General features: G+C 37.4%; 20 protein-coding genes. All 20 read right to left on the reverse strand.

From position 1 onward, the window contains the following. Positions 1-432 precede the first annotated feature (432 nt). The 20 genes from D3873_RS08960 to D3873_RS09050 all read right to left on the reverse strand — a co-directional run bounded on the left by D3873_RS08960 (position 433) and on the right by D3873_RS09050 (position 17,242). Positions 433-753, reverse strand: coding sequence for a hypothetical protein (locus D3873_RS08960; RefSeq protein WP_119883729.1), 321 nt, complete (start codon positions 751-753; stop codon positions 433-435). A 29-nt stretch (positions 754-782) separates the two neighbouring features. Continuing rightward, positions 783-1,142 carry a YolD-like family protein gene (locus D3873_RS08965; RefSeq protein WP_119883730.1) on the reverse strand — a complete coding sequence of 120 codons (360 nt, stop codon included), beginning with the start codon at positions 1,140-1,142 and terminating at the stop codon, positions 783-785. Positions 1,143-1,455: 313 nt separating this feature from the next. Beyond that, entirely contained in the window at positions 1,456-2,307 is an 852-nt protein-coding gene (locus D3873_RS08975) for a DNA adenine methylase (protein WP_119883732.1), read from the reverse strand. Between the two features lie 59 nt (positions 2,308-2,366). Continuing rightward, positions 2,367-4,097, reverse strand: a complete 1,731-nt coding sequence (locus D3873_RS08980; RefSeq protein ID WP_119883733.1) for a hypothetical protein — start codon at positions 4,095-4,097, stop codon at positions 2,367-2,369. A gap of 116 nt (positions 4,098-4,213) precedes the next feature. Next, the gene (locus tag D3873_RS08985; protein WP_119883734.1) at positions 4,214-5,071 is read right to left on the reverse strand and encodes a peptidoglycan DD-metalloendopeptidase family protein; all 858 of its coding nucleotides are present in this window, start codon (positions 5,069-5,071) and stop codon (positions 4,214-4,216) included. A gap of 1 nt (position 5,072) precedes the next feature. Next, on the reverse strand, positions 5,073-5,327 hold the full coding sequence (locus D3873_RS08990; protein WP_119883373.1) for a phage holin: 255 nt from the start codon (positions 5,325-5,327) through the stop codon (positions 5,073-5,075). 15 nt (positions 5,328-5,342) lie between these two features. Further along, positions 5,343-5,651, reverse strand: coding sequence for a hypothetical protein (locus tag D3873_RS08995; protein ID WP_119883374.1), 309 nt, complete (start codon positions 5,649-5,651; stop codon positions 5,343-5,345). A gap of 485 nt (positions 5,652-6,136) precedes the next feature. Next, positions 6,137-9,496 carry a hypothetical protein gene (locus tag D3873_RS09005; RefSeq protein ID WP_119883736.1) on the reverse strand — a complete coding sequence of 1,120 codons (3,360 nt, stop codon included), beginning with the start codon at positions 9,494-9,496 and terminating at the stop codon, positions 6,137-6,139. 6 nt (positions 9,497-9,502) lie between these two features. Then, a complete protein-coding gene (locus D3873_RS09010) occupies positions 9,503-11,158 on the reverse strand; it encodes a VgrG-related protein (protein WP_119883737.1) in 1,656 nt (551 codons plus the stop codon). 69 nt (positions 11,159-11,227) lie between these two features. Next, a complete protein-coding gene (locus D3873_RS13395; protein WP_162920158.1) occupies positions 11,228-11,389 on the reverse strand; it encodes a hypothetical protein in 162 nt (53 codons plus the stop codon). Then, positions 11,376-11,753 (reverse strand): hypothetical protein, encoded by a 378-nt coding sequence (locus D3873_RS09015; protein WP_119883378.1) that lies wholly within the window; start codon positions 11,751-11,753, stop codon positions 11,376-11,378. Before D3873_RS09015 ends, D3873_RS13395 begins: the two co-directional genes overlap by 14 nt. 12 nt (positions 11,754-11,765) lie before the next feature. Further along, on the reverse strand, positions 11,766-12,071 hold the full coding sequence (locus tag D3873_RS09020; protein WP_119883379.1) for a hypothetical protein: 306 nt from the start codon (positions 12,069-12,071) through the stop codon (positions 11,766-11,768). 12 nt (positions 12,072-12,083) lie between these two features. Continuing rightward, on the reverse strand, positions 12,084-13,076 hold the full coding sequence (locus tag D3873_RS09025) for a hypothetical protein (protein WP_119883380.1): 993 nt from the start codon (positions 13,074-13,076) through the stop codon (positions 12,084-12,086). A gap of 12 nt (positions 13,077-13,088) precedes the next feature. Beyond that, positions 13,089-14,879 carry a phage tail fiber domain-containing protein gene (locus tag D3873_RS09030; protein ID WP_119883381.1) on the reverse strand — a complete coding sequence of 597 codons (1,791 nt, stop codon included), beginning with the start codon at positions 14,877-14,879 and terminating at the stop codon, positions 13,089-13,091. Then, positions 14,879-15,262: a hypothetical protein gene (locus D3873_RS09035; RefSeq protein ID WP_119883382.1), complete on the reverse strand. Its 384-nt coding sequence runs from the start codon at positions 15,260-15,262 to the stop codon at positions 14,879-14,881. Before D3873_RS09035 ends, D3873_RS09030 begins: the two co-directional genes overlap by 1 nt. A gap of 65 nt (positions 15,263-15,327) precedes the next feature. Continuing rightward, positions 15,328-15,501, reverse strand: a complete 174-nt coding sequence (locus D3873_RS13400) for a hypothetical protein (RefSeq protein WP_162920088.1) — start codon at positions 15,499-15,501, stop codon at positions 15,328-15,330. 17 nt (positions 15,502-15,518) lie between these two features. After that, the gene (locus tag D3873_RS13575; RefSeq protein WP_238473762.1) at positions 15,519-15,737 is read right to left on the reverse strand and encodes a hypothetical protein; all 219 of its coding nucleotides are present in this window, start codon (positions 15,735-15,737) and stop codon (positions 15,519-15,521) included. 145 nt (positions 15,738-15,882) lie between these two features. Next, positions 15,883-16,344 (reverse strand): hypothetical protein, encoded by a 462-nt coding sequence (locus D3873_RS13580; protein ID WP_238473763.1) that lies wholly within the window; start codon positions 16,342-16,344, stop codon positions 15,883-15,885. Between the two features lie 309 nt (positions 16,345-16,653). Continuing rightward, positions 16,654-16,878 (reverse strand): hypothetical protein, encoded by a 225-nt coding sequence (locus D3873_RS09045; RefSeq protein WP_162920174.1) that lies wholly within the window; start codon positions 16,876-16,878, stop codon positions 16,654-16,656. Between the two features lie 127 nt (positions 16,879-17,005). Continuing rightward, entirely contained in the window at positions 17,006-17,242 is a 237-nt protein-coding gene (locus D3873_RS09050) for a hypothetical protein (RefSeq protein WP_119883739.1), read from the reverse strand. Positions 17,243-17,256 lie beyond the last annotated feature (14 nt).

Genomic DNA, 17,256 nt, shown 5'->3' on the forward strand with positions numbered 1-17,256 from the left:
TTGCGTCCTATTAACTATATACATAACTTTACAAAAATACACTACTTTTTTGCATTATTTACTATTTTTTGAAATTACCTAGGGATTTTAGCTATGAAATAGGAGATTTTCTAGTGTGAAAGTTTATAGAGAGGTACGTTGCGACGTCAATGAATAGTAAATAAAGAGTCGGAATTTTTTGCATAAGAAAACCTCGCTTAACATAAGCGAGGTTCGTTTTACTTTATTTGTTACCCGATAGAACCTTCCATTTCGACTTTAATTAGGCGAAAACAAAACATCAAAACGTATTAAAACGCCGTTTCTTACTAATATATCTATTCAATATTTCGTTGTTTTCGTTGCCTTTCGCAATTAATGGTATCAAAAGTGGTATCACTGAGAGTCTTTCGAATAACATATAACTTTCAAAAATATTGTAAAAAGCCCTTCCTAATTGGAGGGGCTTTTACTGTTTTTGACTTTATACTTTCTTTTTTTCACTTCATAGATATTTGAACCAGCCATTAAATCGCGCAGCCTACCTAATTGAAACAATACTACATCTATACTTTCTACTTTTTCAAATACCAGTGAAACAGGTGCATCATTAACAGAAGTCGTTGGACTATCGTTTGCAACAACATCGCCTATTGGTAATTGTTCTATTTCCTCAAATTGAATCATGCCCCAATTATTTTCTTCTGAATAAGCTAAAACCGCTCCTACATCTCCAGTACCGAATTTCACTTGTACATTATTTTTTATTGGCATTCTATTTCCCTCCTATACTTTTTAGGTTGTCATTCCAGAGACATAATCTCCATTAAATTTGTCGCGCAAATATCGTGCTTCCCGAATGGATCCTCGTAAGTCAGTTTCTGACTATTTGCTCCAATTATGATTCCTCGATGAAAAACAAATTTACCGTCTTTCCATTCTTTAATACGAACTTCATTTGCTGTCTGGATTGCGATCTCCAATTCTTCCTGAAGTATCTGCAGGTCGAATTCATCTAGTAAAGGTTTATCTACTTTCCCTATGCTTTCATTCCACTCTCTCATTGCTTTAACATGTTCCGGCAGAAATAACGAAGTCCATTTGATATTGCCACGGTCCTTAATGTCGCCTTGCAGCTGCATCGCCCGGTTAATCTTTCTCATATCACTACACGTTCCCTTTTTACCACTGGAGCGATTGCGAGAACATTATCGATAATAAATGTACGCTTAGCGTTCTTCGTCATACAGAATGCCTGGAACGATGTGGAGTTCATCTTTATTACTTTCACGCAACGTTTGGACAACTGGCCGTGTTTATCCATGTAGATCATCTCAACAATCTGATTCAGCTTCATACACTTTCGAATTTGATCTCGCATCATATTCGCTCCTTTTCGACTATTATATGCGAACATACGTTCTTTATGCAACAAAAAGAAAAGCACCTGAGTGGGTGCTTAAACGCTAAATGATGTCATACTATATTAAGATAGTTTTCTATTTCACCTGATTCTATTTTCTTAGAAAAGAACATGAATTCTCTTCCCTTCGATGGCTTGGCAATAGAGTAGTTGAGGTAATATTTTTTATGATTAAATTTTGAATAAAGTATTTCAATTTCATTCGCAATATCATATGTCAAAATCCAATATTTATTTTTCATTTTATTTTTTATAGCTTTAGCTAATTTGACATGGTCTTCATGTAAATAAAAGTTCGTATAGAGTGCTGGTCCTTTTTGATAGTAAGGGGGATCAAAAAAAGTTAAAGATTTATGAGTATATTTAATCTGAGACTCTATAAATTCTAACGCATCCATATTGCAAACTTTTATTTGATGTGCAAATGTAGAAATCTTTAATATTCTACTGATTATATCTTGCTTGTTAAATCTGCAATCAATTTTGTATTCACCTTCTTGATTTTTTCCACCTATTACTCCAGCTTTAATAATACCTGATCGATTAGTTCGATTTAAAAACAAAGTGGAAAATGCCAACTGTAATTCATCGGCATATTCCTTTTGACGTTGTATCTGCTTTTGGATGTGCCATGTATCGATATCAATTGGAGTATCTAAGATTAATTTAATTAATTCATCAGTTCTTGTTAATACAATATGCCAAAGACAATATATACTTCTATCCACATCATTGATTATGATTTTTTTAACATCACCGTTAATTAGTAACTTGAGTGCAACTTCAGCTCCGCCAGCATATGGCTCAATATACGTTTTAATATTGTTTTTTTCTACTAAATACTTGATATATTGATATGTTTTGTTTTTACCACCAGGATATCTTAATGGGGAAAAGTTTACCACTCAATCACCTCAAATTAAATATAACTTAATTTTCTTAACTTGGCCATAAGTTAATAGTACTAATCTGTTAATTTGAGGTAATTATGTATTAATATTAGATAAGGGGTGATTTTCTTATTAATCACTTCTTTTAATTCATTATAAAATGTATGTGAACTATTATGAGCGATTAAATGTAAATAACTTACAAGTGCCTGATTGTCTATGTGAGATATTAAATTTTGGGTTTCTTGAAAGGACATCTTGTTATCACCTTGTACTAATTTTTCAAGAAGTTTATTATCCTTATTCATACTGTCAAGTATTTCTATAATGGATTTTGTATTTGCTTTAGAGTAATTCAAAGACTTATTTGTAATTAACAAGTCTATTGATCTTTCGATTAATTGTCTTACTGAAGATGCAATCATATGTGGATATTTCTCAGGCTCTTCTAATGAAGTTATTTCAGATATTATGTTGTTTGTAACTTCCGAAATATCGATTACAACATTTCCTTTAACTAAAGAACTTATTGGAGTAAATAAATCATTGTTTTTCTTAATCCTAGTAGTCAACCTATAATTATACCTTTCTACTTCTATCACAACACTGTGAGATTTCACTATTGAGTTGTTTTCTATTCTAGCTTGAATATTATATCTACCAGGTTGTGCATCACCAGAAAATGTATTTGAAATAAGTTTCTTCCCAGAATGTATGAAGCTAACCTTACTAATCAAGTTTTCTCCATTTGAATCCGAAGCAACTTTAATTATTCTCGATAGATCGTAATCTTGGTACTCCCTGATAGATATGAAGTTCTTGTTAAGATCAAATAGAATTTTATACTCATCCTCATTATTTTCTTTCTCAGGATTAGAATCTGGTTTTATATCATCAGTATCTTTCTTTATATCAGAATCATTAAGATCTTCTTTGTCACTATTAACACCGTCTCCAACTATTGTCGCTGTAACCTCTTCTGCAGAATTAACTTGTCCTATCGGGTTAATATTCTCAAAAAATGAAGTTGCATTTTCTCTTAAATAAACATCTGTGACTGTTCCGTTCTTTAACAAAAAATACTCTATCATTTCACAGACTTTTTCATATACAATTTTATCCGTTAGTGATATTTCTTCTCCTCTTTTCAATCTAAAAATGCGTGTTTTTATTGATGAAAAGCCGAAAAACCTTTCTATAGTAGTTGATATGCTTCTCTTTACAATTTGGTCATATAAATATTTTTTCGAATCGTCATTTTTAAGTTTGCTTAATAGTAATTTTTTAAAAGTAATTTTCCCTTGGTCATCAAAATTATCTTTCTCAATACTACTCCAGTGAATTTGGCCTACCCCATCTTGTTCCCCAGAATGCAATTTTCTTACATGATTTCTTGCTGATTCTTCATCTGTATAAACTTTGGCACTGACTATCAAAGTACTTATGTCTTTAATATTTTTTAAATTAATTATAAAAGAATATAAGTCTTTGTATATTTCTCTTATAATTTCTAAATTCTCATCTTTGAAGAGTTTAATAGCTGTTAAGCGTCTATTTCCATCAAAAACAATATAATTACCATCTTTTTCTAACACGATAAAATCTTCTAAGACAACTTCTGACTCAAAAATGTCTATTATTAAATTTTTTATTTTGTTTGGTCCCACTCTTTTTAATTTTAGCATTGCTAAAATGGCGTCTATTTCATTAGTCACTTCGTGTGGGAAACGAGGATTTGAGTTAAATAGTTGTAAAATATCTGTATTCATGTCTCGATGCTTTGGTTTTTCATAAATAAGAGTCAAGATTCTCAAACCTCCAGTTTTTTGATTAATATTATAACAACGAAAATGCCAATAATACTGTTTTCGACAAAATTAGACAAAATAAAAAAGCCCCACTCAAAGAGCAGAGCTAAAAGTTATTTAGTTTCATCTATCAAATATGTTTGCCATCCAAAAGTCTCATCAATTTTCATTCGAGCTTCCTCTGCAGATTCTTTCGTACTGAATGTTCCTGTGTATATTCTATACATTGGATTAAACTCAGTAGATTCTGCTGCTTCATACAATATCCATCCAAACTTCTCTTTCATCTTTTCCAACGCTTCAGCAAATGACTTAGCACTTCCAAATGTTCCGGTCTTAATTCTGTAAACACCTGGTGTAACCGTTTTTGGTTTTGTTAATAACTCAGTTATAGTCGCAAGAGTTACAGGACCAGCATTACCATCCACGACTAAATCGTGCTCTTTTTGAAATTGTTTAATTGCAGCAGTTGTTTTTGGACCATTGATGCCATCCACTTCTATCGATGCTCCTAGCTTGTTCAACTTCTCTTGGAGTTCCACCACTTCCGGAATGGCCATATAGAGTTCAGGATTCACTGCATTAGATTGTCCAGTAGCCCATTTCCCATCGTGTATTTCAAAATGAAGGTGTTGTGCAGTAGATGAACCCGTTGAACCCATGTATGCAATGACTTCACCTTGCTTCACCTTTTGGCCCACCTTAACTTGAATAGATCCATCACGCAAATGAGCGTAATTCGTTTCAAATGTTTTGCCGTGAATGTTGTGTCGCAACAGAACTATGTTTCCGTATGTTCCGAGTGGTCCAACACGAATAACAGTTCCATCAGCTGCAGCATGAATTGGTACATTGCCCTTTTGTGCAATATCGACTCCTTGATGCCAAGACCTTACTTTGCGAATTGGATGATTGCGCCATCCAAATGGGGATGTAATTCTCCCCTCACATGGTTTAATGAAGTTGGCCATCTTACTCCAACTCCTTCACTTGAGAAAGTTGTGCGGCTTTTCGTGCTTTACGTGTCACGTTGTTATTCTTCCACCATGCCCAAATTCCTGTTACTACTGTCAAAGTCGACGTTAAGGCATACTCCACTGATTCATCTTCAAAGGGTAATGGAGAGTACCCCTGGTTGACAAGTAATTGATTTAGCATAGCTACTGCAAATAGAGTGGTGCGGATGATCATACCTTTATCGAATGGTGCACTAGTTTTTTCCGTCATGTGAATGACCTCCTATTAGTTAATGACTTGCGACAAAATAAATAGCCCTAACGGTGTGATTATCGAGAAGATAATACCGATGGACCATTTCATGGATGTTTTAAATTCGTTCAGTTGTTTATCAAGATTCTCCGCACAATTGAGTGCTTTTTTGGCAATGTCGTCTGTTAGATCGATTTTCTCGCCTAGTGACCCAACGTCTTTTTTGAGCTCAAGTGCAGAATCTATCTTGCCTTCTACCCTTGCGAAATTCACATTCAGTGCGTTCACGCTCTTTGTCATTTCGTGTATGGCAGTGCTTTGTGTTGTTTCTTGAACAGTCATCGGATCACTTCCTCATTAGAAAAAGCACTTACTCGATGGAGTAGGTGCTTTAAAATTTTCTCATATAAATATGGTTTTAATAGATATCACAAACAATATTACTGCAATTAATCCCAGAACATTTGCTGAAAATTCGTAACCGTGCAAATTTAACTGATAAATACCATAACAGAATATTGTTAAGTAAATAAATTTGATAGTGATCCCTAAAATCCATTGAAATGTTGTGATATCTTGAAATGATTCATACACTTCAGGATTGCTTTCAATAAAGTTGTATCTTCTTTCCTCCTCGATTACATTTTGTTTACGATATGGTTCATAGACAAAGTAGAAGTAACCGAAAAGAAAAATGGTTAGTGGAGCAATAAAATCATGAAGATAAACTATTGAATATAGAATCAACAACATGTTCACAATAAAGACATGTGTTTTCCAATGAAATTGAAAAAAATACGATTTTTCTACAAACAAATTTATCCCTCCTATTCCTTAATTTTTAATTCTTCTAAAACTCTATTTACCTCTTTTGTACGTTCAGTTTCCGATAAAGATTCATCGTTTAATATTTCCTTTATTTTACGCTTAACGGAATCCTCTCGTCTAGTGATCATTAAATAATCGTAAAACTCTTTCCCTACATCTCGAGATTTTGCTGTTTCATAGTCTGCGGTTTGATTTGCAGAAAGAGGTCTAAATTCATTTTTATAGTATTTTTTAGCTTCATCAGTAGCTGAAGGTCCGAAAAGTATGGATTTTATTAAGTTTTCATAATTTCTCTCAACTGGATACTTTAATTCTTCTTTATCTCCAAATAGCGGAATTGATTTGCCGGTTCCTTTTCCGTCCTTAAATTGCCCTTCATCTCTAAGTGTCTCAGTTCCATTTAAAGTTTTCTTTATTTGATTTCCACCAAACGGAGGTAATAATTTAAATAAAGGATCTTGAATAGCTTCCATAGAGACCAATCCTGTACCGAATCTTTGTGGATTTCTTGAACCGAATAATTCTTCTCTAGTCGGACCATCAAATGGACCCGCTTTACCATATTCTGGGTACAAGTTAGCAAAGAATTGGCCTAAAGGAACGTTACTGGCAATTTCACCAGCCATTGTACCGGCTCTTTGGAGAGGTGTAAGTCCTGGTTCACTTGCATCCAGTGCTGCATCTATAGGATCAAATGTTACAGAAGAACCCCTTGTCTCTTCCATGACTTTATTTAAAACAAAATTCGATGCAAACAACAGTGCTAATCCACCAAAATCTTTTTCCATTTTCATGTCGTTCATGACTCTCCACAAGTTACCTACTTCGAGTGTAAATGGTGCTATCAGCTGCGTAACTTTCGCTTTCTGTGCTAAAGGAACTTCACCAACACCGCGACCAGCAACTAACCGACGAGTATTTTCATCCGCATATTTAATAGGATTTGCAACCTTTAACTTCAAACCCTTCTCATACGCTGAATTCCATACAAATGATGTTCCGGTTCTATCCGCTACTTCCATTAGCCACTCTGCGGCTTTTTGTGGTTGATCTAACCATTTCTCATCAAATTTTCGATACTTAGAATCTAAATATCTTTCTTTTAAAAAAGCAGATTGATGGATTGGTTCATTTTTATTCATAAATGCTTTGATGGTTCTTGAAGCACCTTTTCCTGCCTGTTCTTTCGCAAAAGCAATTCCTAATGGCACATTTGCTACTTGAGCTAAGGTAGATGAAAGATTTCCAAGAATAGTATTCGTTTTTACACGGTTATTTACCCATGTTAAGGCTGCCATTTTCTTTCGCCCAACAATATCTTGAACGATACGATCAAAAAATGGATTCGTTTTTCCTGCCAAATCGCCAGAATATTTATCTAAGAAGTTCAGGAATTCATTTAAATTTCTTGTTTCGTTTGTTTGATCAGCAAGTTCATTTTTTAAGTTGCGAAAGTTTGGGATATTCAAGTCAATATTTTTTGCGTACGAAGCTGCAGGAATATAGTTAAGGAAACCTCCAACCGCATCGCTACTGTATTTCCCATTTCCTCTTCGTTGCATAAAACCTGCCCACTTAGTCCTAGGTTTAGTGAAATCTGACGCGCCAACTAAATGTGGATCGATGGCTGCAGGAGTATCAAAAATATTTTTCAAACCAGTCCAACTACTGAATTCCTGAAAATGGCGGTAATAGTTATCTCGTTTTGGTACCTGTTTGCTTGGGTTATTTGGATATACAATTGCTCTTGCGGCATTTACTTCATCTATGAGATTATCGTATTTTTCTCTAAACCATTTATCTGCCTCAACAACTTTCTGCCAATCGTTTGGTGCCTTTTGCTGCAATGTTGGTAGGTCAATCACTTTTTCTCCGTAATCTTGTACCAAGCGAGAAAGCTTAGATCCTTTTTTAATCCCCATACCTTTAACTATTTTTTCATCAAGCTCTTTTAATAGTTGTTCTTGCATATCTACATATGATTTTTTAGAAGCATCTAAATCACCTAATACTCTTGCTGTGATGGGTGAATCTTTGCCAAAAACCTCGTTAAAGTTTCTATATACATCATTTGTGTATTTTTTTAAAGGTTTAATGTCCTTCAATTCAGAAACATCTACACCCTTAGTTAACTCTCCCATGTCAGCTTTGAAGCTTGGACCATCTGGAGGTGTGGCCACATTCTTATTCGAGCTAATCGTTTCGCTCTTATTAAATGGCAAGTCCCGACTTGACGTATTCTTCACGTCTTTCCCGTTATACGCATCCATCAGTTCTGCATGACTTGGACGGTTAGGATTGATAGAGAAAGGAATATCTGATTTCGGTTCTGATTTTTTAACTGAATCCACAAATATCTTTTTAGCTGCAGGACTTAACTCTGGCTTTTTGACTTTTGAGGCAAGCTTCGACAAGCCTAATGTCGCGAGTGGATCTAATACGGCTCCAGCACCTGTTTCGATTCCAAACTGCGCAAGATTCTGCTTCCAGTTTGTGTCGTTTGGATTGAGTGCTTCACGTCCACCAATTTCAATTGCGGACATAATTGCTCCGACTGCAGCACCCTCTTTGCTTGTTTCTTTCGCAAGTTTCTTTGCAGTTTCTTTTGTAAGTGGCTTAGACAAGATATCTTTGGCCGTATTGGCACCTAGTTTTGTTCCCTTCAGTCCTTTAGCGAGAGCTGCACCTGGAACAAGATAACCGGTTAAATCCGCTAACATGTCCACTCCGCCACCTTCTCCAAGCTTACGCTTAGTTAGGTAGTCAGGAAGTTCCCCGTTTCGCATTCGCTTGTCCAAGTTGCCCATGATGCCCATCGATGCTGAGTTGGTAGCACGTCCTGCGAAACGATCAACCGAATCAAATTGCTTGGACTTTTCTTTATCAAACTCCATTGCGCTTTTCATCATGGCATCTCCAAATCCAACATCATCAAATGGATTGGCTGCTTTCACTGCTCGCTTACCAGCATTCACTAAGTCCAAAAAGAAATTACCATCATCTTTCTTCGCATGTTTATTCTTATCGACACGAAGGAACCCTAAAATACTATCTAGCTTGTCTTTATCCGGCTCGTTTGAGTTGCTCTCTTTTTTGTTCTTCACTAATTCATCGATGACAGAAGTATCTTCTTTTTTCTTTTTCGCTTCTTTTGCTGCCTTTTCACGCGCACTTTTTTGTTCCTTCATTTCTGCTTCAAATGCTCGAACTCGTTCGTTGTATGCTGCCTTTTCAAGTTCAGCACGCGCTTTCGTATAACCGATGTCTCGAGCAGTTGCTAAGCCTGAATCATAGGAACCCTTACCAAAACGCTTTTCAAACGTATCTTGGTATTTACTTCGATTAAAGTTCGTTGCCATTTCCTATCATCCTCTCAACATGCTAAGTGCATCGTTTTTCTCTCGTTGGAATCTTGCCACCACGCTTTGTCGAATATTCGCTGAGGAACTAGGGAAATATGCCAATCCATTGTTTCTTCCTCGCTCATTGTAAATAGCTTTAATCATCGCTTGTGGAGTCATACCAACTCTGGCCACTTTATTCAAGATGTTCTTCGCTCCACCAACACCATGCTGAACTGCAGTGGACCATACTGCATCTTGAACGGCTTTCGGGTATTTCAAAATCCATGGATTAGCTTTTACCACTGGATCAAAATGAGTGGCTTTGATGTAGCTATGTTGTGCATTTGCGAACTTGCTTGGATTTCTAACTGCTTCTTGTTTCCAAGCATTATCGAATGAGCTTGTGCCTGCTTTCAATCCTTTTAGTGCGCCACCATATTTATTCGCAAAAGCTTGTGCATTTCCTGATGCAGTTGTCAGCTGATAACTCCCGTAAGAAGCTCCACCAATATCCCCTGCATTCCGTGCAACTGTACCAGGATTACCTGAAGATTCATATTTTTGGGACAGAGCACCTAACCCTGTCCCACTAGGAAAATTTCCACCGTTCATGTAGCCCTCCATTTCTGTTTGGGCTATAGATTTATCTACTTCACCTTGGTACTCAAGTGCATACATTTTCCATGCCATTTCTTCTCCAAATTGAGAAGCATTCTGTGCCATTTGTGCCTTTTCAGATGCGGACATATTTTTGTACGTATACTCACGCCATGCTTTTTCCTGCGCATAACGTTGGTTGTCCTGCTGAAACTCTTGATTCCATCGTTTGTCTCCAACTGCGTCACGGGACTTCTGATAGTCCCATTGCTGTTGCCAACGATTATCTGAGACATTGTCACGTCCAGTTTGATAATTCCACTCATTCTGTCTCCAACCATCATTCACAGAATCTCTCTCACGTTGGTAATTCATTTGGTCTTGATATCGTTGAGACTCCAATAATGCTTTTGATTTATCGGCTTCTAACGCAGCCATTAGTGATTCAATTTCCCGTGGATCATTCAAGTCAGAGATACGACGATCATAATCATTTCGTTGTTGTTGTTCTTGCATGTTCAGCTGATTTAATGCCCCTTGTCGCGCAGAACCTAACGCCACTTGCGAAGTAACGTTCTCACCAGATGCTGTTAAACCGTTAGCTGCCATCAGTTCACGAAGTTTGGAGACATTCTGAGCGTTGACAACATCTGCTTGGTTACGCTTATCTGCATAAGCAGGTGCGAGTTCTGCTTTTTGTTGATTGATCTGTCCAATTGCACGATCACGTTGAGCATTAAACTGAGCTAACTGCGCTTGTTTTTGTTGTTCAAACATGGCGTTAATTTGGTCAATGTAGTTGGTTGCTTGAGTAGGCTCTTTAGGTTTCACATTTGCGTATGCATTGTAGATTGCGTTCTTTTCGCCTGTTGGTTTATCTAATTGAATACCGGATTGAGCTTTACGGATGATTTCATTCATTTGATAATCGTTAATTCCACCGCTGGTTGGTTTGACCTTTGGCGAGGACTTGTACATATCGTAAATGGCTTGTTTTTCTTTCGTTGGCGCTGACATTGCAATACCTGCTTGAGACTTCTTGTAAATCTCGTTTAGTGTACTTTGATTGATTGCGGCCATTATTTCACCTCATTCTAGACATAAAAAATACACCACATTTGGTGTTAGTATAGTTACGCAATAATATTTCTAACGTTCATCTAATTTGTCTAAAATTAGATTTAACATTTCCATTATATCCTTATTTGTGGGATTCGCTTTCACTTTCAGAGAATCTTTCTTCTTCTCACGGTCACTCTTTCCGACATGAAACCCCTTTGCTTTCTTCTCAATTTTTTTAAGTTTGGGCACGGATAACTACCTCCCCAATTCTTACATTTGGAGCATGGCAAGTTATGAGAATATCGTCAACTACATCGGACGTGACTTCAATAGATACTTGCCCATCAATTAGAGAGAGTGTTTGTTCTGCTCCATCAATCGAAAAGGTAACAGAATCATTGCTCCCTACTTGGTATTGCCCCTCATAGTTATATAGCCTCGCGGTCACGGTAGCAACATCCGTTCCATTTGATAGAATGGTTTCCTTGTCCGTCGATAAACGAATGTGTGTTGCTTGATCATAATATGAAGTAATCGAAACTGTTTGTGTATCGGTCACTATTTCCTCGGACTTATAAACGGAGTCCCCTTGGACAATAAAATTACTTGTCATGCTTATTCCTCCCTAATCTAACTCATAAGAAATCATGGTTGTTCCTGCTTTGTTGCTCATAAATGAACCTTTAAGTAATTCGAATGAAGTATTGAATGGAATATCAAGTGCCTTTAATTCGCTAGTGGGTTTGTTTGAGTAAGTATTGTGCCACGGGAAATAAGTGTCGTTGATTTGTGTGACTCCATCTATCTTTAGTGTAAATTTCCCTTGGGTAGACACTTGAATCATATTTAGTTTACCTTTACCCGTTACTATGATTAGACTTGTATTCAATACGCTGTTTGTTGCTATATGGTTAATCTTTGCGACGGTCAATGGTTATCCTCCTTATAAAACATGATACATAACCCACGTGTATATATTTAGTTGGTTGTTATACGTTGCGTTGGTCATCTTGGCGGATATTGACAATGTCGAAAACTCCACATCTTCGAACACATAAACTTCTGTCATATTTCCGTTATTTAGTGCCGAGCCATCAGTATTATAAGCAAAGGGATATTGTAGAGTTGTCGGACGAACAACAACCCCATCAATGGTTATGGTCATACTCATCTGACTGTAGACATATTCAGGAGAAGAACCTCCCGCATAATATGTTCCTAATACAGAAATTGACTTCAATACTAAATTAGTCCCGCTAATCGTCAGTAACGTTTTGTCTGTATTATCAAGTGATAAATTAGTGGGATTAAGTAATGACGGTGTTCCCGTTCTATTTGCAGTTGGTAATCCACTAACCCCTTCAACTAACTCACTAGCTGTCGGCACTTCTCCCACTTGCGTGACTGTCCCACCCTTACCAACAATAGCGTCACGCACGGATAAAACCTTATTGTCAGTATCGGACTTTAAAGTGTCTAACTCTAGACCGACTTCTTGTAAAGCACCTTCAGTGTTTTCGGATGTGTAGTAATTGCCCTCATCTGATAAGGAAACGTCACTCGCTGTAGATGCTATGCTAAAGGCTAATTTCTCAAGGGTAATGGAATTGTCTGGAATTTGCCCGAGAACAATCCCTTGTATTTGCCCGAGTAAGTATGCTTTATTGGAATCATCAAGTGCTTTTAGACTTTCCAATAATTCTTGTACAGTCGTTCCAGCTATATCTGCAATCGCTGTTACCGAGATGTTATCTGCTCCACTGTCTCCCTCAGCTGTCGATTTGAGGGCATCAATTAATTGGTTCAAATACACTCGGACCTCATCTGGTGCAGCATCAAACTGTGCCTTCACTTCTGCTGCAGTCATCGTCGCATTTGGTTTGTCCGCAAGATCCTGCACCTTTTTAGTAAATGCATTTAACTTTTGTAATGGCATATCATCACCTCTTTACTTAACTGGGGATTGATAACGATATTTAATACCTATCGATAACAATCCAAGTCCTTCGTCTAATTTGTCATTTTTCATCAACAACTGAAAATGTGTGATCTTCTTCGCTTTTATTTTTGCCATTGCTTCCTGTGGAAATTGCGACAAAATGAATGACCAGTTATTGAAATCGATATTTCGAAAATCGAGTAAATCCATTCGAGAACTTTTCACTAGATCACTTTCTTTTTTGTTCGAAATGTAATATAAATCCACGCTAGTCCTCGTCATTGGCTTCATTCCGAAATACACTTTCTCCACCAGTTTACGAAGTTCATCAGCTGAAAAAACGAATTGCTTGGAACGCCAATACGCATTGATTGGCTCACCATTATCGTTAAACGGTGTAGCTTCACTTTCTTTGAAAAAGCGATACATCATTCCCTCTTCAGAAGAAGCGAAATAAAACTCGTCCTCAATTTCGATAAAAGCGCTTGCTTTGATGTTGTCGTAGATGAACCATTCACCAATCGAATAATCGAAAATATATACTTTGCTGTTAACCGCTAGCCAATACTTACGATCGTGATCAAAGGAGATTGCTGACTCTAGATTTGGTTCTCTTAACAACGCATTATCTATGTTCTCGCTGACATGCTGCACATTTCGTTCATCACGAACGGTTGATGCAGTCAGAATGTATACGCCAGTTTTATCAAGAGATATGGGATTGTTTTCGATTGTCTGAATGGACTTCGACGCAATTGTCCCTACTTGATCATTAATTGGCTTTAACGGAAATGATGGTTCCCCATTTTGCAATTCAAATCGCATCACCCATTTGGAACGTTCTTTTTCAATCACAAGATAATCATATTGTTTGGTGAAACCTTGCACCTTTTCTGCATCAGTCCCGATTTTATAAAATCCGTTTTCCGGAAAGTACGTTGGATCCTGCAATCCACTCCGCCACACTTGAGAAGGATAAATAGGATTTCCGCTCACGAATACCCTTGTATCATTGGAGCCACCAAAGATAACGTTGAAACGACATTTCTTAATGCGATCCGCAAAGCTCGGTTGTGTTTTATAGGCGGTAATCTCCACATTATTTGTGCCAGTACTTGGGGCAGTAACAAAGGTCACTTTGCCTGTAATTGCATCAAATGTGTAATCGGTTGTAATTGTTTTGAGAACATTATCTACTTTTACGATGGCTGGTGTCGCATCCAAATCCTTTAACGAAAGATAGAAGTCTTTTGCGGTACCATCACCTGAGAATGTTTCTTTAAAACCTGCTCCAAGTAAATTTAAATCCTCGTACAACGCCCCTCCGCCATTTTCACCTGGCAATTTACTGATTAGAAGTGTCGGAATATAGGGCACAATTTCTTCAACGGAAGTCCCGTCAAAGACTAAATAATTAGTTCCGTCTTGGATATAACACTTTCCTCCATATTCAAAGAATGAGACTGAGTTATCTGCAATTCCTGTATACAATTCAACCGGTTGTTCGTTGTCTTGTTGCTTATACAGTTTTGTTCCGTGCGCAAGAAGCAAGATTTCACCGTTCTCATGATGAAATAAGTGAATACCATTAATTGCACCTAGACCAAGTGAAACGTCAAACTTCTTTTCATACCCAGTGCGTTTATTTAATGCACCACGCTCATCCACATGCATGTTTAACATATCGGATGCTTGGCTTTGGTCTATTTGCGTTGGAGTAACACTCAAGTTAATACCTTTAAACGGTTCCACACGAAGTAAGGGCGGTGGAGCTGGTATATTCGTGACTAATTGCGCCATCAGCCTTCAACTCCTAGCACACTATAAACATCGACAATCGGTTCTGGAGTACTAACAGATGAATATTTCTTCTTTAATTCGTCGTATCGAGCGTTAAAGAAAGAAGAGATAGTTAAGTCATCATTAATTAACAAATGTGCTGCAAGTCCATACGGAAGGACGAGGTATGCTTGTCTGTCATTCACTTGTAAAGGTTCAGTCAAGTCATTGATCGGAATAAATACTGCCGTGATTGGCAGTAATTCGAGTTGTAGGATATTCAATGTTTGAATAGCTTTTGTTTTGTAATAGGCAGGTGTTTCTGTCGCGATAACACCTGTTTCTAACACTTCATCCATTAAGGTAAGCGCACGATCAAATACCGCTTGTGCTGTGACAGGCATTTGGCCACCTACTTTCTACTTGTTTTACAAATGAAAAAAGGGCAGGTTCCCCCGCCCTTTAGTTGTTATTCCGTTTCGCCTTCGTTTGTACCAGGTGCTTCAACTTTCTCACCATATAATTTATCGCGATCAGCTTTTGTAGCTGGTTCAAATCCTGCTTTTTCAAATGCTGCAACTTGAATTGGATCACGAGCTACCAAGATATCTTTACCATCTTTAATTTTGAATTTAATTTCCATAGTCTAAAACCCCTTTATTATATTGTTTTGTGAACGTATAGAGCGTTCTTTTTATTTTCAAGCACAAAAGCATCATAACGGTTACGACCTTCAACTAGTTTTCCGTTTACACCTGGAGGGTTGTCATGAATCTTGTAATCTTCTAGTTTTTGAGCTCCTACAGTAGCTACAGGGTGACAGATTAAGAAAGGTGTGTTAGCCGGCATGTAAGAAGACGGGACTTTAATTACTTTCATTCCATCTAATTCACCCACCTGACCGTTAATAAGCATCTTCTGTGCAATCTCAGTAGATTAATAAAATCTGGTGATAGTTTAATCAGCTTGTAGAAGCTAGTAGTCACATACAATAATCGACCACCTTGAGGAACTTTCTTATCATCTAGTTTTCAGTTCCATCAAGTACCGAACTATATGCATTAGATGATGTTACAGCAGCTGTAGTTGTATGTCCGTTAGCAACTGCAGCCGCAGACATTGTAGCTAAACGGTACACATCAATTTCAGGAACGATTACTTCATCCACTTGTCGAGCTAATGCTTTTCCTGCCGCCATTGTACCGTTTGTATCTTGCTCATTCGCTTTATCGATTGTGAATGTGAATGAACGGTCACGAGTTAACAGCATTGTTTGGACTGTGTTATCCAGTTCCGCTGCTGATCCATAACGAGAAGTACCTGTTTTCACATAATCGTTCATTCCAACAGTAGGTACAGAGTACACTTTAATTGTGTCTACACCATTCCAATCATACTCATGGTTTACCGCTGCTTCTGTTAGAGACTTTAATTTGAATCGTTCGTCGACTTTTTTCTCATACTTGCTTGCTAAGTTTACTACCATGTTTGTTCACTCCTAATAATGTTTTTAGATTGAATTGAATCCTTTGAGGAAGTCATCCTCTGAAGCTGGTTCGTCTGTTCCGAGATTCGTAAGACTACCAACTGTGGCACGTTTTGCATTTTGGTCATTCTGTTTGTACGTTTTGAGTTGGTTCTGCAAATTCTGCATGTGTTGTTCCATGTACGCATAACGAAGTGGAACACCTTGCTCATGACGTTGCCAAACTTCTGGTGGATTTGGTCCGTCTTCGGGTCAAAGTCTCGCTCGTTCGCTTCTTTGAAGAATTGGAAGAACTCCGTGAACTCCTCGTTACGTTTTTGTTCCTCTTGCTGACGTTGCTTTTCCTGTTGTTGCTCTCTCGGAATTTTTTACTTTCCAAGATTTCGCGAGCATATTCTTCTGGAATGTTTGTTGAATCAGTTCATCTAGCTTTGCTTGCTCACGAGATTGTTTTGCATAATCTAGGAACTGTGAGTGTCCATTCCAGCTTCTTCGCCATTTCTTCAATAAAGGAAAGTCGTGGATCTGTTTCAAGTTGTTGCAATCGTTCCTGAGTTTGTCGTAATTCATTCCTTTTTGAATGAGTGGCACGGCATCTTCATAACCGATTTCTTGTTCTTCGTGGTTGAATTTCACTTAAACGATGGAGGTAACTGTTCTTCTACTTGCTCATTTGAAAGAGTTCTTCCTCCTCATTTAAAACATCATCAACTGGTGTGGTATCCTCTGCTGATTCCAATTCATCCTCGAAACTTAAAAAATCGTCTGTCTCTTCAAAGCTGGGTGACTCGAGAGACTCTTCTACTGGTAAATCAACTACTTCTTCTCCAGCAAAATGCTGTAGATTAACACGTAATAAAAACGGTTCGCTATGGTTGGCGATTGTTGGCATAAACATATAAATAAATCCTC

Source organism: Paenisporosarcina cavernae (assembly GCF_003595195.1).
Lineage (GTDB): Bacteria > Bacillota > Bacilli > Bacillales_A > Planococcaceae > Paenisporosarcina > Paenisporosarcina cavernae.